The 20,775-nt window shown below is 56.5% G+C and carries 17 protein-coding genes; 2 read left to right on the top strand and 15 right to left on the bottom strand.

What is annotated here, in order from left to right:
* Positions 1-117: 117 nt before the first annotated feature.
* From acnA to GSD1FS_RS00685, 7 genes are all read right to left on the bottom strand, one after another.
* Positions 118-2,820, bottom strand: a complete 2,703-nt coding sequence (gene acnA / locus GSD1FS_RS00715) for an aconitate hydratase AcnA (protein ID WP_155587949.1) — start codon at positions 2,818-2,820, stop codon at positions 118-120.
* 54 nt (positions 2,821-2,874) lie between these two features.
* The gene (locus GSD1FS_RS00710) at positions 2,875-5,403 is read right to left on the bottom strand and encodes an HAD-IC family P-type ATPase (protein WP_155587948.1); all 2,529 of its coding nucleotides are present in this window, start codon (positions 5,401-5,403) and stop codon (positions 2,875-2,877) included.
* A 36-nt stretch (positions 5,404-5,439) separates the two neighbouring features.
* Entirely contained in the window at positions 5,440-5,766 is a 327-nt protein-coding gene (locus GSD1FS_RS00705) for a putative quinol monooxygenase (protein ID WP_155587947.1), read from the bottom strand.
* Between the two features lie 114 nt (positions 5,767-5,880).
* Positions 5,881-6,483: a type 1 periplasmic-binding domain-containing protein gene (locus tag GSD1FS_RS00700; protein WP_155587946.1), complete on the bottom strand. Its 603-nt coding sequence runs from the start codon at positions 6,481-6,483 to the stop codon at positions 5,881-5,883.
* A 289-nt stretch (positions 6,484-6,772) separates the two neighbouring features.
* On the bottom strand, positions 6,773-7,297 hold the full coding sequence (locus tag GSD1FS_RS00695; protein WP_155587945.1) for a DUF4097 family beta strand repeat-containing protein: 525 nt from the start codon (positions 7,295-7,297) through the stop codon (positions 6,773-6,775).
* Between the two features lie 12 nt (positions 7,298-7,309).
* The gene (locus GSD1FS_RS00690) at positions 7,310-7,957 is read right to left on the bottom strand and encodes a hypothetical protein (RefSeq protein WP_155587944.1); all 648 of its coding nucleotides are present in this window, start codon (positions 7,955-7,957) and stop codon (positions 7,310-7,312) included.
* Complete coding sequence (locus tag GSD1FS_RS00685; protein WP_155587943.1) at positions 7,954-8,805, bottom strand: ATP-binding cassette domain-containing protein; 852 nt, start codon at positions 8,803-8,805, stop codon at positions 7,954-7,956. The genes GSD1FS_RS00690 and GSD1FS_RS00685 overlap by 4 nt, the downstream gene beginning before the upstream one ends.
* Positions 8,806-8,926: 121 nt before the next feature.
* On the opposite strand from GSD1FS_RS00685, the gene GSD1FS_RS00680 reads away from it, so the two are divergent.
* Positions 8,927-9,709 carry a MerR family transcriptional regulator gene (locus GSD1FS_RS00680; RefSeq protein ID WP_155587942.1) on the top strand — a complete coding sequence of 261 codons (783 nt, stop codon included), beginning with the start codon at positions 8,927-8,929 and terminating at the stop codon, positions 9,707-9,709.
* 173 nt (positions 9,710-9,882) lie between these two features.
* Positions 9,883-10,350, top strand: a complete 468-nt coding sequence (locus GSD1FS_RS00675) for a DUF2871 domain-containing protein (RefSeq protein ID WP_196424986.1) — start codon at positions 9,883-9,885, stop codon at positions 10,348-10,350.
* A gap of 19 nt (positions 10,351-10,369) precedes the next feature.
* Here GSD1FS_RS00675 and GSD1FS_RS00670 read toward each other — a convergent pair whose 3' ends face one another.
* The 8 genes from GSD1FS_RS00670 to GSD1FS_RS00635 form a co-directional block, all read right to left on the bottom strand.
* On the bottom strand, positions 10,370-11,683 hold the full coding sequence (locus GSD1FS_RS00670; protein ID WP_155587940.1) for a class I SAM-dependent RNA methyltransferase: 1,314 nt from the start codon (positions 11,681-11,683) through the stop codon (positions 10,370-10,372).
* A 58-nt stretch (positions 11,684-11,741) separates the two neighbouring features.
* A complete protein-coding gene (locus GSD1FS_RS00665) occupies positions 11,742-12,476 on the bottom strand; it encodes a DUF3159 domain-containing protein (RefSeq protein WP_246165671.1) in 735 nt (244 codons plus the stop codon).
* Positions 12,477-12,511: 35 nt separating this feature from the next.
* Complete coding sequence (locus GSD1FS_RS00660) at positions 12,512-13,396, bottom strand: DUF3710 domain-containing protein (protein ID WP_155587939.1); 885 nt, start codon at positions 13,394-13,396, stop codon at positions 12,512-12,514.
* Between the two features lie 113 nt (positions 13,397-13,509).
* Positions 13,510-14,370 (bottom strand): exodeoxyribonuclease III, encoded by an 861-nt coding sequence (locus GSD1FS_RS00655; RefSeq protein WP_155587938.1) that lies wholly within the window; start codon positions 14,368-14,370, stop codon positions 13,510-13,512.
* Between the two features lie 216 nt (positions 14,371-14,586).
* Positions 14,587-16,626, bottom strand: coding sequence for a dipeptide ABC transporter ATP-binding protein (locus GSD1FS_RS00650; protein WP_155587937.1), 2,040 nt, complete (start codon positions 16,624-16,626; stop codon positions 14,587-14,589).
* A 17-nt stretch (positions 16,627-16,643) separates the two neighbouring features.
* Positions 16,644-17,600: an ABC transporter permease gene (locus tag GSD1FS_RS00645; RefSeq protein ID WP_155587936.1), complete on the bottom strand. Its 957-nt coding sequence runs from the start codon at positions 17,598-17,600 to the stop codon at positions 16,644-16,646.
* 12 nt (positions 17,601-17,612) lie between these two features.
* Positions 17,613-18,539 (bottom strand): ABC transporter permease, encoded by a 927-nt coding sequence (locus tag GSD1FS_RS00640; RefSeq protein ID WP_155587935.1) that lies wholly within the window; start codon positions 18,537-18,539, stop codon positions 17,613-17,615.
* 267 nt (positions 18,540-18,806) lie between these two features.
* A complete protein-coding gene (locus tag GSD1FS_RS00635; protein ID WP_155587934.1) occupies positions 18,807-20,435 on the bottom strand; it encodes a peptide ABC transporter substrate-binding protein in 1,629 nt (542 codons plus the stop codon).
* Positions 20,436-20,775: the final 340 nt, after the last annotated feature.

The following is a 20,775-nucleotide window of genomic DNA, read 5'->3' as shown; positions in this document are numbered from 1 at the left end:
CACAGCTTATCGATGTTGTCGCTTATACATAGATAGAGATTCGGGGCTGGATGCAGAATTGCGTCCAGCCCCGAATCTCTATTAATCCCTATCAGATTCTCTACGCAGCATAAAACATCAGGCGCTCATCAGGTTGCGGAGCACGTACTGCAGGATGCCGCCATTGCGGTAGTAGTCGGCCTCACCTGGCGTATCGATGCGCACAACGGCCTCGAACTCAGTGCGGGAACCGTCTGCATGCACAGCTTCGACATGCACGATGGACGGGGTTTCACCGTTGTTGAGCGCTTCGATGCCGTCGATGTTGTAGATCTCGGTGCCGTCGAGACCCAGCGATTCGGCGGATTCACCCTCCGGGAACTGCAACGGGAGCACGCCCATGCCGATCAGGTTGGAACGGTGGATGCGTTCGAAGCTCTCGACGATCACGGCCTTGACGCCGAGCATGGCAGTGCCCTTGGCCGCCCAGTCGCGGGAGGAGCCGGTACCGTATTCCTTGCCGCCGAGCACCACAAGCGGAATGTCGTTCTTGATGTAGTCACGCGACGCGTCGAAGATGGTCGTCGGCTTCATCGCAAGGAAGTCATAGGTGTAGCCACCCGGCACGATCTCCTCGCCCACCGAAGCGAGCAGCAGGTTACGCAGGCGGATGTTGCCGAAGGTGCCACGAACCATGACCTCGTGGTTGCCACGACGCGAACCGTAGGAATTGAAGTCCTTCGGCTCGACACCATGCTCGATCAGGTATTCACCCGCAGGGCTCGTAGCCTTGAAAGCACCTGCCGGGGAAATGTGATCGGTGGTGACGGAATCGCCGAGCAGGGCAAGCACGCGAGCGCCACGGATGTCGTGCACCGGAGCCGGGTCCGCGCTCATGCCGTCGAAGAAGGTCTGGCGGCGCACATAGGTGGATTCCGGATCCCATGCGAACAATTCACCTTCCGGCACGTCGAGGCCTTTCCAACGGGCGTCGCCTTCGAACACGGACGCGTAATCGTTGAGGAACATGTCGCGGTTCACGTTGCCGCTCACCACCTGCTCCACTTCGGCGTTCGTAGGCCAGATGTCTTTGAGGAACACCTCGTTGCCATCCTTGTCGACGCCAAGTGGCTGCGTCTCGAAGTCGAAGTCCATCGTGCCGGCGAGCGCATATGCGATGACAAGCGGCGGCGATGCCAGATAGTTCATCTTGACATCCGGACTGATGCGGCCTTCGAAGTTGCGGTTGCCCGACAGCACTGCGGTGACGGTCAGATCATTGGCGTTGATCGCTTCGGAGATCTCCGGCAGCAGTGGGCCGGAGTTGCCGATGCAGGTGGCGCATCCGAAACCGACCAACTGATAGCCGAGCTTGTCAAGATCGTCTTGGAGACCAGCCTGCTGCAAGTAGTCGGCAACCACCTGGGATCCCGGCGCGAGCGAGGTCTTCACCCATGGCTTCGGCTTCAGGCCTTTGGCTACGGCGCTGCGGGCGATGAGGCCAGCGGCGATCATCACCGACGGGTTCGACGTGTTGGTGCACGAGGTGATCGACGCGATGGCCACGTCACCGTTCTTCAAGTCGAAGTCGCCACGGAAGTCGGTGGAGACCGGAATCGGATCGTAGTTCGTGTCGTTCGTCACGTACTGCGGCAACGTTTCTTCGAACAGCTGCTTCGACTTGGCCAGTTCGATGCGGTCCTGCGGGCGCTTCGGGCCGGCGATGGATGGCACGACAGTCGACAGGTCGAGTTCGAGGTATTCGGAGTACTGCGGTTCCACGAAGTTCGGGTCGTCGACGTCGTGCCACAGCTTGTTTGCCTTCGCATAGGCTTCGACGAGCGCCACCTGTTCCTCGGAGCGGCCGGTCAGACGCAGGTAGTCGAGCGTCACCTCGTCGATCGGGAAGATGCCGCAGGTGGAGCCAAATTCTGGGCTCATGTTGCCGATGGTGGCACGGTTGGCGAGCGGTACCGACTTGATGCCTTCGCCGTAGAATTCCACGAATTTGCCGACTACGCCGTGCTGACGCAGCATGTCGGTGATCGTCAGCACCACGTCGGTGGCGGTGACGCCTTCCGGAATGGAGCCGGTGAGCTTGAAGCCGACGACGCGTGGCACGAGCATTGAGATCGGCTGGCCGAGCATGGCGGCCTCGGCTTCGATGCCGCCGACGCCCCAGCCCAGCACGCCCAGACCGTTGACAGTGGTGGTGTGCGAGTCGGTGCCTACGCAGGAATCCAAGTAGGCCAGCGTGTTGCCGTCACCGAACGGGCGGCTCATCACAACCTGTGCCAGGTATTCGATGTTGACCTGATGGATGATGCCTGTTCCCGGCGGCACCACACGGAAGTTCTCGAAAGCTTGCTGACCCCAGCGCAGGAACTGGTAGCGTTCCGCATTGCGCTTGTATTCGATGTCCATGTTGATCTCAACCGCATTGTCGACGCCATAAGCGTCGATCTGCACCGAATGGTCGATGATCATGTCGGACTGCACCTGCGGGTTGATGACCTCCGGATTGCCGCCGAGGTTCTTGACGGCATCGCGCATCGTAGCCAGATCGACGATGCAGGGCACGCCGGTGAAATCCTGCATGACGACTCGTGATGGAGTGAACTGGATCTCGTGGCTCGGATCCGCCGCTGGATCCCATGCGAGCAGTTCACGCACCTGCTCGTCGGTGATATTCGCACCGTCGATGTTGCGAACCAGGTTCTCGACAAGCACTTTCAATGAATACGGCAGGTGGTCGATGCCATCCAGATCGGCAATGCGGTAATAGTCATACGAGCGATCGCCCACCTGAAGGGAATCCAACTGTTCGTCATGCAGCGACATAGTTCCTCCGGTAGTGTGAATAGACAATTGGTCTCACCCTACCGCGCGTTTGTGTCAGTTCTTTTTCAGGCGCTTGTATTGTGAGATGCCGGCCTTCATCCAACCGGGCAGGAACCGGCGAAACACCAGCAGGCTCACCACGAACAGCACGGTGGCAATGGCCATCTGCAACGCCAGATACGCCAGCGCGACGCCACCGGGCAACCCGTAGGCGAAGAAATTCGCCACGAACGGGATGCACACGCCGATCACACCGATGGCGAGGAATGCCAGCACAAGCCAGCCTCGCCACGAACGAAGAGGCTGGGAGACGCGTGCCAGCACATACACACCCATCAGGAACAGCACGGTGGCGCACATCGAACGCAACCAGAACAGTTCCTGAGATGATGCGAACACGTTCCAGTGCATGAAACGCGGTATGAACCAGGCGCTCAACAGCACCGAGAGCCCGGTGGCGATGCCGCAAGGCAACGAGAACGCGACCACACGGCGCAAGAAGCCCGGAATGTAGCGGCGAGTGTTCGGCGCCAAGGCGAGGAAGAACGCTGGTGCGCCGATCGTCAACGCGCCGATGTAGCTGATGTGACGCGGCAAATATGGGAACGGAATACCCATGAGCACCACGCCAAGCGAAATCAGCGCCGAATACACGGTTTTCGTGACGAACAGCGATGCCACACGCTCCATGTTGGCCATCACCTGACGGCCGCGAGCCACGACGTCGGGCAGATGCGAGAACTTCGAATCGACGAGCACCACTTCTGCCACGGCCTTGGTAGCCGGAGCCGCATTGCCCATCGCGATGCCCAGATCGGCTTCCTTGATCGCCAACGTGTCGTTGACGCCATCGCCGGTCATCGCCACCACATGCTGCTGTGTGTGCAACGCCTGCACGATCGCCTTCTTCTGCTCCGGAAGCACACGTCCGAGCACGTCCACACCTTCCAGCACGCGAGCGAGTTCATCAATGTCGGACGGCAGTTCGCGAGCATCCATGGCCACCGGTTTGCGATCCCCCGTCAGCTTCACCTTGCCGGCGATCGCGCCAACGGTCACCGGATTATCGCCGGAAATCACACGGCAACGCACGCCCTGCTCACGGAACCATTGCAACGTAGCTTCAGCATCGGAACGAATGCGCTCGGAGCACAGCACAATCGCCACCGGCACGGCGGAAGCCTCAAGCTGCGGATTCGTCTCGAAATCGGCGGGCACGGGTGCGTTGGGCACATGCGCGATCAGCAGCACGCGCATGCCGTTATTCGCGTATTCGTTCACCTGCCTGAGCACGTCCGGATATTGTTGCGAAAGACCAGACAGCAGTACTTCGGGAGCGCCCATGTACCACACGCCATTGCGGTCTTCATCAGGCAGATCATGGAAGGCCACTGCGCTCCATTTGCGTGCGCTGGAGAACGGCACGCGCTGCAAATCGGAAGAACCGGAGAATCCTTGCTCCCCCAGTCCGGCGAGCACCGCCTTGCCGGTGCCGTTCGGGTTCTCCTCGTTCGACAAATCGAACAGCGCCTGCATCGCGTGCTGTTTGTTCACGCAATCAGGCAAAGCAATGAAGTCGTCGTAGATGATGCCGCCATCGGTGATCGTGCCCGTTTTGTCGAGATTCAAAGCATCCACTCGAGCCAGCGTTTCCACCGAGTCGAGGTCTTGCACGAGCGTGTTCTTACGAGCCAGGCGTATGGCCGCGAGCGCGAAGTTCAGGGAAGTGAGCAACACCAAGCCTTCAGGAACCATGCCTACGACGCCGGCGACCGAAGAGACCACCGCCTGTCGCCATTCGCCGGTCGCGATGGCGTTGTGCCAGCCGCCAACAGTGTGCATCTGTGTGAAAATCAGCAGAATGCACAGCGGAACCACGAGGAAAGTCATGAACTTGAGAATCGTGTTGATGCCCTTGTTCAGGTCGGAGACATTCTTCTTGTAGACCTTCGCCTGCGCGGTCAGCGTGGCCGCGTAACTGTGTTCGCCGACCGCCGTCACTTTGACGAGCGCCATGCCGGAAACCGCTGTCGAACCCGAGTAGATGGTGTCGCCTTCGCCTTTGCGCACGGTGCGCGATTCGCCGGTGATCATCGACTCGTCGAGCTCGAGTCCCCATGTGCGCACGATCGTCGCGTCGGCGGGCACCTGTTCGCCCGAGCGCAGCCACATCAGGTCGCCGAGCACAATGTTGTTGTGTGAAACGTCAACGTCTTTGCCATCGCGCCGCACGAGATAATCCGACGCCACCAAAATAGACAGTTTGTCGAGCGTGTGCTTGGCGCGCAGCTCGGTGATGATGCCGATGCCGGTGTTGATGATGATGACGACGCCGAACACCGCGTCTTTCCACGATCCGGTGAGCAGCACGGCAATCATCGCGGCGAGAATGATGCCGTTGAACAGTGTGAACACGTTCGCACGCACGATGTCGGCGAGAGAACGCGACGTCGATGATTTCACCGCGTTCGTCTGACCGCGCGCGATGCGCTCGGTGACCTGCTCCGCGGTCAGCCCCTGCTCGTTGACCTGCGGCAGTTGCTGCCTTGTTGCCACGGTGGTTGCACTGTTGGTTGCGCTCATGTTAGCCAACACTACACACCGCGTGGCACATGCGCACTACTTGCGAATGAATCGCTCGTCACTGCTTGGTTCATCGACTGAAACGTAGCGTTCCACGTGCATGTGCAGGTCGTATTTGTCGCGCAGATCTGCGAGTTGCTGCATCATCTTCGACGCATGATGCGCGTCGAGCGCCTGCTGGTCGCGCCAACTGTCGATGAGCAGCACGGTTTCGGGGTCATTCATCGGAATGAAGTAATCGTAACGTTCGTTGCCGTCTTCGTCGCGAATCGCCGCTGCGACGCCGCTCGATTCCATCTCTTCCGCGAATTTTCGCGCGCTGCCGTTGGTGCCGGTGTAATAGAGATTCACGGTCAGGCTCATAGCATTCTCCTCATATTCCTCACAGCGCAGTGGTTTCTCACATGCACGGTTTTGCTTGCGAACTGTTGCCCAGTGTAATTATTGTCGCCAGTGCCGCGTCTGCGTTGCCGAGAATTATTCGCTTGGCTTGAGCGTCGTAACAGTCATGGCACGTTCGTGAGGATTGTCGAATATGACGGTTTGCAACGCTTTACCAATCTCCACGGCGTCGGTTTGCTTGTTGTTCACCGTGAACGTCGCCGCGAACAGCAGCGTGTTCTTCGGTTCGTCGATCGGATCGAGCAGAACCACCGGAATGCCGGCGTTGCGCGCCTTGCTCAGCACCGAATCCCACGTTTGCTCGGTGCTGCCGGCGAAGGTGAACTCGCTGAGCACGATGATCTTCACATTGCACGCCACCGCATCTTCGACCGCACGCTGTGACAAGCGTGCGGCGCGCTCGGCATCGGAGGAATATTGGTTCATGCTTGTGTATGACGCATCGAATCGCTTATCTGACAACGCGTTCATCACTTGTTTGTCGAGCTTTGCATCGTCGCTTGACGAACCGATGACCGCGACTTTGAGACGCGAGCCGGCGTTCTCGTTGTGGTTCTGCTCGTATGTGCCCTGACTTTGCGTGTCTCCCACCGCGTGACCGTGCGGTGCGCATGAGCCGGTTGCCGCGAGCGCCACACAGCACAGGCACGCGGCGCACGCTCGAATGAACCGTCTCATCCCGTCTCCCCTGTTTCCACGCATCTACGTATCTGATCGCACATGGTTGTGCGCGGCGCGAATGGCACCGCGCACAACCGGTCATCTCATTGTTCGGTGTTTTGCAAACGATTAGTTGCATATTACTTCATAGGTGCGCAAAATGATTATTTCTCCGCGAAACCAATACTGACATCACCGTTATTGCAAGATACATGCAATGATTTCCTGCCTCCGTCTTTGCTGGCAGGCAAGTTGCTATCGCCATTCTTGATCGTTGATTGAATGGCGAAATCATTATAGCTGCCTGCTATCTCACCGGAAATGTCACCGTTTTTGCGTTCAATGTCACGGCGCTCCCAACATCCAGAGCTTTGAAGGCAATATCCCCATTATTAACGGAAACGTTTATGCTCCTTTGCACGGACAATGCCGGAAGTGAGATATCCTCATTCGTCGTAGACAGCGCAACGGTGTTCAGCAGTGAGGTTGGGAGTTGCAATATTATCGTCCGGCTTTCGGCAGAGGGTTTCCCTCCGATATAATCCGTCCACTCCTTGTTGCTGGCACTCGTCATGGTCATCACATGCGCATCGGAAACGGAAATATTGTAATACTCTTTGCTGCTTTCAAAATATTGAACATGCACCTGCTTGTCTTTGGACGGCGTCACTTCGATTTTCCTGTCTCGCACATCAACGTTCACTCCGGTGACCTGAGTGCTTGGCGTAAAACTCTTCTCTTCGAAAAATTCGTTTTGCCCCGAACAACCGGCCATGGCAAAACAGCTCATCACCAAACACAGTGCGAGTGCGAGTATTTTCACGTTCTTCATTACAATTCCCCTTTACAAAGTTTTTCTTTTCAAAACATAGAGCCCGACACAAGACAAGGCGGCACTGAGCAGCAGGCAGAAGCCAATCTGTAAGAACGCGTTGCCGTTGATCATGATGACTTGGAAGAAGTTAGACAGCACAGAGCGCAGCGCCGCAATCGGAGTGAAGATGCAGACAATGGCTACCAATGCCGCATCCGTCAGCCACCCATACCAATAAAGTTGCATGGAAAGCAGCACATGAAGGAAAATCATGACAAGCAGCAGGAAAAACATCTGCTGCAGTGCGGCAACAACGATGTTGTTGCCCGTCCACTTGCACACGTCCATCATATTGATGACCGCCCTTGCCGGGTATACGGGATCGATCAGCATATGGATCAACGTATTGACGAGGGAAATGCCGAAAGCCAGAATGCCATAGCTGATGAGGCAGCCGATACAGTAATCCTTTTTGCTTGCACCCAAATGCATTAACTTCGCGTAGTCGTAGAAGACGAAGAAGAACGGCGTCATCACGGCAAGTAGCCAAGTGTAGTTTCCATTGCTGAGCACGGTGTCTCCGGAGGACGTTGCGCACAGCACCATGAGAAGCGTAACGATATAGCTGATTGCATTGCTGGCCAATAGACGTTTCACAATCGCGAAAATAGCTTTCATCTTGCCGTGCCTCCTTTGTGACCGACCATTTGAATGAAGAAATCAAGCAGCGATAGCGGGTGAATCTCCAATGAAGCGTTTTGTTCCGGCGGGTCATCAAAGATGTAGGCCGTTACAAGACCGCCGACCGCATCTTTACCGATCACGTGTAGATGCTTTGTTGCCGTTTCCACGTCTTTTTGCAGTCCGCTGACGCTGAATGCCTTCGTCTCAACCGATTGAAGTGTGTCGAAAAAGACGATGCTCCCTCTATCGATGACGATCAGTTTTTGAATCGTTTTCGCGATTTCCTCGATGATGTGGGTGGATACAATGATGATTCGAGGGTGTCTGCGGAAACTCTCGGTGAGCATGTCGTAAAACTCCACGCGCATGATTGCATCGAATCCGAGGACTGGCTCATCCAAGAGCACCACGCTTTTATTGCTTGCCAAACAGATGATTGTGGAGACCATTGTCTTCATGCCAAGCGAAAGATGATTGAATTTCTTATTCACGTCCAGTTCGAAACGTTCCATCATTTCAGACGCGAAGTCGTAATCGTAGTCGGGGTTCACTTCTGAAGCAATCCTCAGCAGCTTTCCCACCGGCAGGTTGAGGTGCTTGGCAAAGTTCTCTATATAACTGACACCCGTATCCAGCGTGGCCGTACTGATGCGCTTGCCATCCACCTGTATCGTACCGCTTGTTATGTTCTGATACCCTGCGATTGATTTGAGCAGCGTCGTCTTGCCTGCGCCGTTCCTGCCGAGCAGGCAATAGATGCTCGGCTCGTCGATCGCCAAAGTGATGTTGTTCAGCACGGTTGCCTGCCCGTACCGTTTCACCACATTACTGAGTTCTATCATGCAGCGTTCCTCCTATCGATTGCGGTATTCCCCTGTGCCCCAGAGTTCATTTCCCGCAATTTCTTTGTTAAAGTAGTTCTAAACCTTTGTGTTACACAAATGTCAATAAGGTGAGGGCAGATTGGAAAAATACCGTTCAATTGGGGAAGCGGCCAAGGCGGTTCATACGACGACGGAGACGTTGCGGCACTATGACCGCATCGGATTGGTGAAGCCGAGCAAACGGGATGAGTGGACGAACTACCGCTACTACACCGATCAAGACATCGTCCGCTTGAACACCGTTCGAGCCTTGCAGCTGATGGACTTGCCGTTGCAGGAAATCAAGAGAGTTCTGGACTACGACGATCTCGAGAAGATCGTGGATGCTCTGACGCTGGCCGAGGCAAAAGCCGACGAGAAAATCGCCGCATTGCAATACGCCAAATCCAAAATCCGGTTGGCGAAATCGGATTATGAGAGGAAGATGCAGACTTCCGAACACTCTGACAGCCCCTTCATCAAGACGATACCGAAACGCGTTATCCTGCTGTCCGACGCGTTGGAAACGCCCACTGTAGACACTCTTTGGAATTACCTGAGCCACTTCTACGAACAAGTGCCCGCCACCTTGAAGGATCAATTCTATTTTGAGGATCTGGCAGGGATATACACCAAAAACGGACTGTCGAGACTGTTTGCCGTTTGCGTTCGTTATGCGAATACTGCCGGATTGAAGATATTGCCGGAGGGAAGATATCTGTGTGCGAACTGCACCGAGGAAAACAGGAAAACTGCATTGGATGAGTTGCTGAGCAAAGCCACAAACGAATATGGAGCAGATCCTCGATTTACGGTACAGCTTATTGTCGTCTCAGGAATTTTGCACTGGAATTATGAATTACAAGTATATATTAGTAAGTAAATTACTTTAAATATTATGAAATATTTCATTTTATTACGATCTGCGCGCAGTGTCGGCGAGATCACACTCGCCCAACGCAAACGGCGGCGGAACCAGCACGTTTACTGACTACACTCGATCACGAAATCTTATACGCAATAGTATTACGAGACGGGAAGAGAACTATGAAGTCGATGACGGCATCCGTGAACCGTATGATCAACACGGCGATCGTGTATTTCGCGTGCGCTTGTGTGGCGGGAGTGTTTTACCGCGAGTTCACGAAAGCGGTGGGCTACACCGGCCCGACGAATCTCAAGGTGATGCACACACATCTGTTTGCGCTTGGCATGCTGCTATTTCTTATTCTTGCGCTGTTCTGCCAGAACAACCCGAAACTCGCGGATTCCCGCTCATTCACCGCGTTCTATGTGATCTATAACATCTCTCTGCCGATTATGGTGCTGTGCCTGTTTGCTCGTGGCATGTTCACCGTCGAGCACACGCAGATCAGTCACGCGCTTGACATGTCGATCTCCGGCATCGCCGGACTTTCTCACATCGGCTTGGCTGTGGCGCTCATCCTGCTGTTCGTCGCGATGAAGCGCCGCATGCCAAACGATCAGCAGAATACTGACGAGCAAGCCGACGCGAAAAATTAGAGTATTGCAAACTCGAGTATTACTTGGTGAACACGGCGATGGTCTCCACATGGTGGGTCATCGGGTAGATGTCGAACGCCGCGATCGAGTGCAGCTTATAGCCGTGCTCGGTGAGCGTCGCCGTGTCTCGTGCCAGGCTCGCCGGATCGCAGGCGATGTAGACGACGATCGGCGCGCCTGAGTTCGCGATTTTATGGCAGACCTTCGCTTTTGCACCGGCACGCGGCGGGTCGAGCACCACGATGTCGGGGTGCGCGCGTTGCGGGTCGATATCTTTGTTCAGAGTTTTGAGCACATCGCCGTTCAACGCCTGCACGGTATGGATTCCAGCTTCGCGAAGATTTCTGCGGGCGTTCGCCACAGCGTCTTTGGAACCCTCGATGCTCACCAGTTTCGCGTGGTCGTCGATCAGCGTGGCGAGCGGCAAAGTGAAAAGCCCAGAACCTGAATAGAGATCCCAGATCACCAGATTGCGTCCGTTGCGTGGTGCGCGGTCACCGAGCACTTCCCTGATCTGATCGATCACGTATTGCGGCAAGACCATTGGAGCCTGCTTGTGCATCTGCCAGAAGCCACCGGCATCCACCGTGTAGTCGAACGGTTTGCCGTCCACTTCAATGTGCTCTTTAAGGCGACGGCTGCCGTCACGCACTTTGCCATCGACCATGATCGCGTAGTTCTTGCCGATGGCTTTGCGCAGGGCTTGCCCAGTGAGCTCGCTCTCCTGTTCTGCCGTGCGTGGCTCGGGCACGGCGATGCGAATCTGGGCGTTCGGCTCGAAGCCGCCCTCCCACACGCCGTTCATGGCAGCCGCTTCGAGCACGGCCTGTGATGCCAACGGCATCGTGTCGATCGGCACACGCACATGCGTTCCACGGCGGCGCATCGATGGTTTGCCGTGTTCGTCGGTTATCATCTCGATACGCGTGCGCCAATGCAGGCCTTGGGCTTCCTCGTCACCGGGCATCGCATAGACCGGCACTTCGTCGAGCTCGATATGGCCAAGGCGCTTCATCACGTCTTTGATGGTCGCTTCCTTCCAGCGTTCCTGGCCTTCAAGCGACACATGGATGAGGTCCGCTCCCCCGACGCCGCCGCCCATGGCGAGAGGTCCGGCGAGTGGCCACAGCGGTTCCACGCGGTCGGGGTTCGCTTCGAGCACTTCAACCACTTCGCCGGTCCAGAACCTGTCATCACGATTCGTCGGCTCATCAAGTTCGATGCGCACGAGTTCGCCGGGCAGGGCGAAGCGCACGAACACCACACGTCCGTCGATGTGCCCTACGCAACGGCCTTGATCCGCGTATCGTTCAATGCGAAGCGTCGCTTCCATATTATTGTTCCCATCTCATAGAATTTCGCGACCCGTATATGCGGGTCGCGAATTGCCGTTACTGTTCCGCGGCTTCCTTACGTTTCTTCTCTTCGAGCCTGTGGTAGTGCATCGGGGTGGCGACGATCAGGTAACTGATCCAAATCGCCAACGCCCAGAACGGAATGCCCATCAACAGTCTCGTGGTGCCGAGCCAGCCGACTTGATTGGTCAGATACAGCGGAACTTGAACTATCAGACGCAGTGCGAACAAGCCGATCCACAGCCATGTGATCTGTGCATAGGCCTTGTACAGCGCCTTGTCGGTTCGCCAACCGTTCAGCCATGCCTTGAAATGCTCGGTGGGCAGCGATCGGATGAATTCGATCACAAAGCCCAAGCCCGGCACGCGAACCGCCATCGAGATGAGCAGCAGCACGATGTAGACGGCATTCGTGATGAACCCATACATGTAGTAGTTGCGGGCCTCACCGCTTTTCCACGCCCAGAACAGGCAAATGGCCACGGCGATCATGCCGCCGAGCGCGCCCATAACCGATTGGCGCTGAACGAGACGCACCACGACCTGTATGACGGCGAGTGCCGCCGATGCGATGACCGTCATGCGCAGATCTGACGTGCAGATGAACATGACGACGAACAGGAGCCCTGGCAGCATCGATTCGATGACGCCTCGGACGCCTCCGATCGCTGCAATGACCGAGAATTCACCGTCGTCGCCGGCAGTGGCGAGCGCACGCATACCAGTGCGCTTGGGCTGTTCGGAAGGTGTGTTGTGTGCGGAATCGTTCATAGGTGTTCAGTGTTGTGGCCGAGCTGTGGCTGAGGTCAGCGCAATTCCGAGAACATTGGTCCACGACGCAGCGTGTTCTGCTGCTCGACCTGCTGGTCGGAAGACAGCGGACCGTCGGGACGTCCCGGAATCGTTGAATGATCATCGCCGGTGTTCTCATCGGATTCGTTGGCTTTGGCCGCGAGTTCGCGACGCTCGTTCGGCGTCAGCGGGCGTGCCATAGGAATCAGATCGCGTGGCGACAACGGTTCGTCACCGCGCTCGACGACGATTTGCGCGAAGCAATCGTTCAGAGCCTTCGTCTCTTTGCTGTTCGGGTCGGTGGCCGCATTGCCGGAGAAGATGCCGCGAAGCATCCAGCGTGGTCCGTCGACGCCAACGATGCGCGTGTGTGCGGTCTTGCCATTGGGCAGTTTCACCGGCAGTTGCACTTCGGTGCCGAACACGCCATCCTCTTCTTCCGCATCCGGATTAGCGTTGAGCAGGTCTTCACGCACGTCTTCCCACAGACCCATCGTCTTTGGAGCCGCGAATGCTTCGATCTCGAGGCTTGACTTGCCGAGTGTCATCGTGGCGCCGACGATCTCGTGGGTGGCGTTGCTCGCCTTGATGCGCAGTTCCACGCCTTGCACGAATGGCAGGTAATATGCGCCGAGCGACAGGTATTCGTCGTAGTCGGGCGCGTTCTCGTCATCGACATCCCACGGGCCTACGATTTCGCCGCGTCCCTCATATTCCGCGCTCACCTCAACGGGAGCGCCATCGAGAGGCTCCTGATCCGTAAAGTCCGTAGTGTCGGCGTCTTCTTGGGAATCCTCTTGAGCCACGTCTTCGGTTTGCGACGCAACGGCTTCGGCGAGACGATCCTCGTCTTCCTCGTGCTGCTTTTTCTTCTTCTTTCCGAATCCGAACAGACCCATTGTATGCCTCCATCGCATGCCATCGTGTTACCGGTCTTAAGCCTATCATGCCGACTGTCGCGCTATGTTCGAGAACTCCACGAAACTCGCGTCTCTCGACAATCAATTCACTGTTAAATATCGTAGGTGATCGTCAGTGGCGCGTGGTCGGACCAGCGCGCGTCGTAGCTTGGAGCACGGTCGATCACGAATCCGCGAGCCTGCTGCGCCAGTTCGGGAGTGGCGAACTGGTAGTCGATGCGCCAGCCGGTGTTGTTGTCGAACGCACGGCCACGCTGACTCCACCACGTGTATGGTCCTTGAATGTCACCGGCGAGTTCGCGCATCACGTCGACGAAGTCCAATTCGTCGATCCACCTGTCGATGTAGGCGCGTTCGCGTGGGAAGAATCCGTTGCGATCCTCGTTCGCCTTGGCGTTTTTGATGTCGATCGGCGTGTGCGCAATGTTGAAATCACCGCACAGCACCGCTTGCTTGCCGCCACGTGCGGCTTCGTCCTGCAGCTGGCGCATGCGCTCGGTCATCGTGTCGAGGAAGCGGTATTTCTGGTCTTCTTTGATGTCGCCGACGAGTCCACCGGCGTGCACGTACACGCATATGACGGTGATCACGTACCCTTGCTCGCTTTTGATGTCGGCTTCGATCCAACGGCCGGTGTCAACATCTTCGGTCAGTCCCGGCAGGCCGATGCGCGTCTCGAGCACCGGCATGTCACTGATCATGCCCACGCCTGCGCGTCCCTTTATTTTGCAGACATCGGCGATTGTGTTGAGCTCGTCTACGCTCGCGATGCTGCCCGCATCGACGTATTCTCTCGCCAAGTCTCCATAAATATCGCCAATGATCTCTTGCGGCGCGCGCGTCTCCTGCATGCACCACACGTTCGGCGTGTGTGCTTGGGCCCAATGTTCGAATCCTTTGCGTTTGGCTGCGCGAATGCCGTTGAGATTGGAAGTCGTGATTGTCATCGTCATGATTTCGAGAGTACCAGTGTGGCGAACATATGACTTCGAGCGAAATCGAGACGAATATAACACTGTTGTTTCACGCTGAGTTTCACAGTAATAGTATTATCAGCGCAATCTTCAAAATATATATCTGCTTAATACATACCTGCTTACTGTGCATAACATAGTTTGAGGGGCTCGGCGTTGTGTGCCGAGCCCCTCAAACTTGTTGTGGCATATTGATCAGGCCTTGTGATCCAGGTTCAAGCCCAATTCGAGCTTGCCACCAGGAATTGCGTCGAGCAGATCCTTCGTGTATTGCTTCTTCGGGTGCATGAACACTTCGTCGGTCGTGCCATGTTCCACGAGCTTGCCATGCTGCATCACCACGACGTCATCGGCGATCTGACGCACGACCGCGAGATCGTGGGTGATGAACAGGTAGGTCAGTCCCTGCTGAGTCTGCAAATCGTTGAGCAGATGCAGAATCTGATCCTGCACCAGCACGTCAAGTGCGGAAACGGCCTCGTCGCACACGATCACGTCTGGGTTCAATGCCATGGCGCGCGCGATCGCGATACGCTGGCGCTGACCGCCAGACAACTCGTTCGGGTAGCGCTGCATAACCGACTCCGGGAGCTCAACCAGGTCAAGCAGTTCCTTGACTCGCTTGAGACGACTTTCCTTATCGCCGATCTTGTGAATGCGCAACGGCTCTTCGATCGAACGGTAGATGGAATACATCGGATCGAGCGAACCATATGGGTTCTGGAATACCGGCTGCACGTGGTGGCGGAACTCGAGCAGGCTATCCTTCTTGAAGCTGGCGATGTCCTTGCCGTTGTACAGCACTTTGCCCGCGGTAGGGTCGAGCAGTCGCAGCACCATGTTGGCGACGGTCGACTTGCCGGAGCCCGATTCGCCGACGATGGCGAGTGTGGTGCCACGGCGAATCTTGAAGCTCACGTCGTCAACCGCCTTGAACATCTCGCGACGGCGTGGCAGCTTGAACTCCTTGGTCAGGTGCTCGACGTCGATGATGACGTCGCCCTTCTCCAACGATTCCTCGTTGACCTTGTGCTCCATGATCGCGCTGGCGTCTTCGCCTTTCTCCTCATACGAGATGATGCGCTGCGAAGACAGCGACGGGGCGGCGGCGACGAGTCGCTTGGTGTATGGGTGCTGCGGGTTCTGCAGCACTTCGAGCGACGGGCCGGATTCCACGACCTGACCCTTATACATGACGACGATGTGCTGTGCACGTTCGGCGGCAAGACCCAGATCGTGCGTGATGAACAGCACGGCGGTGCCCAACGAATTCGTCAGATCCTGCAAATGGTCGAGAATGCGCTTCTGCACGGTCACGTCGAGTGCCGAAGTCGGCTCATCGGCGATCAGCAGTTCAGGACGGCAGGCAAGACCCATGGCGATCAGCGCACGCTGGCGCATGCCGCCGGAGAACTCGTGCGGGTATTGACGAGCACGAACAGCCGCATCCGGCAGACCGGCTTCGTCGAGCAGGCCTGCGGCGCGATCGGTCGTGGTGGAGCCGACAACGTATTTCTTGGCGATATACCAAGCATCGTCGTCTTTCACACCCGACTTGATCAGATCATCGGCGACGCGCCAACGGGTTTCGGAGCCTGGCACCCATTCGTTGTGGAAGTATTCCATGCGCTTCTCGTATTTATCGCCTTCCACACCGGCCTTGATCAGAGCCTGACCAGCCGCTTCCATCAGTTCGGGAAGCTCTTTGGAGCCGAGGAATGTCTCATCGCCTTCGCTCTTGATCTGAATATCGGCGTCGGCGAGAGCCTTCGACAGGTTGGAACGCTTCTCGTGAGAAACATCCATGTGGTTGGCCACAAACGCTTCCTTGACCTGCGTGCCGATGCGCCACACAGGGTTCAGGTTGCTCATCGGGTCCTGAGGCACAAGACCCATCTTCGAACCACGCACGGAGACGAACTGCTTCTGCGTGTAGTGGCTGATCTCCTTGCCTTCGAGCTTGATCGAACCGCCGACGATATGGCCGGTGCCCGGCAGCAGACCGAGGCACGCCATAGCCGACGTGGACTTGCCGGAGCCCGATTCACCCACGATGGCGACCCACTGCCCCGGATACACGCTGAACGAGCTATCGCGCACAGCATGGATCGGCTTGCCCTCGTCGGTCGTGAAATCGACAGCAAGATCCTTGACTTCGAGCAGAGGCCCGAATTCACGCTGCATGTCGTTGATCTTCTCTTCGAGAGTCTCTTCTGGCTGCTTTTCGTTAGTCATCGATTTCTCCTGTGCGCTCATGCCGTACGGCTCTTCGGATCAAGCGCGTCTTTGACTGCATCGCCCATCATGATGAACGCGAGCACGGTGATGGCCAATGCCAGTGACGGGTAGAACAGCACCATCGGGTCGGTACGAAGCACCGACTGTGCCTTCGAAATATCGCCACCCCAGCTCACGACGCTCGACGGAAGACCGATGCCAAGGAAGCTCAGTGTGGCTTCAGACACGATGTAGGAGCCGAGCGAAGTAGTGCCGATGACGATGATCGGCGCCACCGAATTCGGCAGAATGTGACGGAACAGGTTACGCATTGGCGTGGAGCCCAATGCGGTGGATGCCGTGTTGAATTCGAGGTTCTTCGAGCTCAGCACCGCGCCACGTGCGATACGCGCGGTCGACACCCAGCCGAAGAGTGCCAGCACCAGCACGACCTTCCAGATCGAACTGCTCGTGCGGAACATCTGCAGCACGACGATTGCGCCCAGCAACATTGGGATGGCCAGGAAGATGTCGACGATGCGGCTCAGCACAGCGTCGATCCAACCGCCGAAGAAACCGGCGATGGCACCGACGAGTGTACCGACGGCGACGACGATGAGTGTGGTGAGCACACCGACGCTGATCGACGTGCGGGCACCGTAGATGACGCGTGAATACACGTCGCAACCCTGAAGATCGAAGCCAAACGGATGCCCTGCCTGCGAGCCTGCCAACGAGTTGTCGAGGTTGCAGTAATTAGGGTTCTGCTTGGTGAACAGCCCTGGGAACAACGCCACGATGAGAATGAAGATGATGACGATGCCCGAGATGATGAACATCGGGTTCTTGCGCAGCGTGCGCCACGCATCCGCCCACATGCTGGTGGCCGGTGCCGACTCATCGACGTTGTCGACCGACTGCAACGGGGTCTTGTCTACAGGCGCGACAAAACGTTCCTGCCCCGGAAGCGGTTTGCTTGTAATATCAGACATTAACTTCTCCCCTTACGCATACCGGATACGCGGGTCAAGTGCCGCGTACAGCATATCGACGAGCAGGTTGCAGATCACGAAGACGAGCGTCAGCAGCGTCACGACGGACACGACGAGATTCGCTTCGCCCTTGAGAATACTCTGATAGGTCAGGTAGCCGATACCGTGAATGTTGAAGATCTGCTCGGTGATCATTGCGCCGCCCATCAGTGCACCGAGATCCTGGCCGAGATATGTGACCACTGGAATCATCGAGTTACGCAGCACGTGGCGGAACGTGACGGCGGTGTTGCTCATGCCCTTCGCACGAGCGGTGCGCACGTAGTCCTGCGAGATGTTCGAAGAGATTTCGGAACGGGCAAGTCTAATGATGTATGCCATCGAAACCGATCCGAGCACCATGGCAGGCATCAGCAGATCGAAGAAGCCTGGGTCAGATCCTGCGGTCACCGGGAAGATGTGAGCCTTGACGCCGAGGAAGTACTGGCCGACGAAACCGGTGACGAAGGTCGGCACGGAGATGAGCAGCAGTGAGACGATCAGAATAACGGTGTCGTACCACTTGCCTTTCTTCAAACCGGCGATGGCGCCGAACACGCAGCCGAAGATGGCTTCGAAGCAGAATGCCATGAGTGCGAGCTTCAACGTGACCGGGAACGCGCGGCTGATCTCATCGATAACCGGCTGCCCTGCGAACGTGTTGCCGAAGTCCAAAGACAAGGCATTCTTCAAGAACAACAGATATTGGACGATGAACGGTTTGTCCAAATTGTATTCAGCGCGGATCTGGGCTGCGACTGCTTCATTGACCGGCTTGTCACCGAACATCGCTTTGACTGGATCGCCTGGCAACGCGAACACGAGCGCGTACACCAACAATGTCGTACCAAGAACCACGGGGATCATCTGCAGAATGCGTCGCAGAAGATACTTGCCCATCGGTTTCTCCTTGTAAATCTAAAGCCGACGCGCACAGCGAAGATGCAGCGCACACATCGGCCACTCAGTTCGTGCCTAGTTTACCGCACGCGTTGACTTAACGAGTTGCACACATAGCTTCGAATAGGCTGAACGCCCACTCATAACTGGCTTACCTTCTCATTTATGTATGGGTGTTTTCAGCTGAACATATGAAAAGAGGGACGAAAGCATTTGCTTTCGCCCCTCTTTAGAGAATATTTTCACTTGATTGTGAAATATTATGCGTCACTTGGACATCTGCTCATAGATCGGCTGGTTCTGCCAGTCCATTGCGAAGTTCTTGACACCCTTCGCTGCAACGCCGTCAGCGTTGGAGTAATACAGCGGGATGGCAGGAAGCTGCTGGAGCAGGATCTCCTCGGCCTGGTGGTAGTACTCGATGGCCTTGTCGTCGCTCGTTGCGGCGGCTGCCTGTGCGAGGTACTTGTCGACATCGGCGTTGGAGTAATCGCCATCGTTGGAACCGTTGCCGTTAGCGGCATCGGTGTCGTAGAGCTGATACAGGTAGTTCTCAGCCGACGGATAGTCAGGCTGCCAACCGGTGCGGAACGCGCCCTTGATCGAACGGTTCGAAACCGCGTCACGGAACTCCTGGAAGGTCGGCATCGCGTTGACGGAAGCCTGGATGCCCAACGTGTTGTTCACGGAGTTGACGATTGCCTCGTAGATCGGCTGTGCGCCACCATCGGCGTTGAAGGAGAAGGTGAGCTTGCCGTCGTACTGCGAGATCGCGTTGGCCTTCGCCCACAGTTCCTTGGCCTTGGAAGCGTTGTACTTCAGGTTGTCGGAGCCCTTGAGGTCCTTGGAGTAACCCGGGATCACAGGAGCGGTGAAGTCGGTGGCAACGGTACCGATGCCGTTGAGCACCTTGCTGACGATCTGCTCGCGGTTAATGGCCATCGACAGTGCCTGACGACGCAGCTGGCCTTCCTCGGTGTCGCACTTCCAGTGCTCGAGATCAGCCGGAATGGTGAAGGTCTGGATGAGGGAGCCGGCCTTGTTGTAGGCCTCAACGTCTGGATCGCTCTGGAAGGTCTTCGTGTTGGACGACGGAACGGTGTCCATCACATCGAGGTTGCCTGCCTGAACGTCGGCATATGCCGAATCCGGGGAGGTGTAGATCTTGAAGGTGACGCCGTTGTTGGCGATCTTCTGGCTGCCCTTGTAGTCGGCGTTCTTGGAGAGCACGATCTGCTTGTTGTGATCCCAGGAATCCAGCTTGTATGGGCCGTTGCCGACAGGCTTCTCGCCGAATGCCTTCGTGTCTTTGTAGAAGGACTCAGGAAGCGGGGCGAATGCGAGGTAGCCCACCTTGATCGGGAAGACCGAATCAGGCGCCGAAAGGTCGACGGTGAACGTCTTGTCGTCCTTGACCTTCAGGCCTTCGAGCTGCTCGGTGCCCTTGAGGGAGTTCGCGTCTTGCAGCTTGTCGTAGCCCTTGATCGAGCTGAAGAACGACGAGCACTTCTGCGCGTTCTTCGCGTTGGCCACGTAGCTCCAAGCCTTCGTGAACGATTCAGCGGTGACTGCGGTGCCGTCGGTGAACTTCCAGCCGTCCTTGAGCTTAATCGTGTACTGGGTGGAATCGCTGTTCGGCGTGATGGAATCAGCGACCTCGTTCTCTGCTTCACCCTTCGAGTTGAATGCAACGAGGTTCGAGAACAGCAGCTGGCCAACCTTGCCGCCGCCGGTTTCATTGGTGTTGCCCGGAATCAGGGAGTTCTGAGGTTCCGAGTTGTATGCGGTGATGATGTTGTCACCGGAACTGTTTGAGGCGCCGCTCGATCCGCAGCCGCCGAGCATCATGCCCAACGCGCAGATACCGGCGACAGCCGCCAGTGCCTTCTTCTTCATGTTGTCTCCTATCTGCTAAGACGGCATTTGCCGTCTTACGCAATGGGGTTGAAGGAAATCCTTCAACCCCATTGCTGTTACCCATCATTATTGCCATACCCTCAGTCAAATCCAAATCGCCGCTCATACAATTCATTGCCTGAAACTGCTATTCACCAGCGTGGTTTTCTCATGGAATCTTAAGGTTTTCAAGGGTTTGCACTCAGTGTCGCGTGCTTCACCACGTGTTAACAGTTCGTTAATTATCCGCCGGAACCGTCTCATATCGTAAAACGGCCGGCTCCATACGCCCGCAATAGGGCTACATGCTCAACACATTTATTCTGTGTGTCTAATTGCG

Origin of the sequence: Bifidobacterium canis, assembly GCF_009727065.1 — a bacterium.
GTDB lineage: Bacteria > Actinomycetota > Actinomycetes > Actinomycetales > Bifidobacteriaceae > Bifidobacterium > Bifidobacterium canis.
Note: the sequence above shows the minus strand (reverse complement) of the source record. Positions and strands in the feature narration are given on the sequence as shown.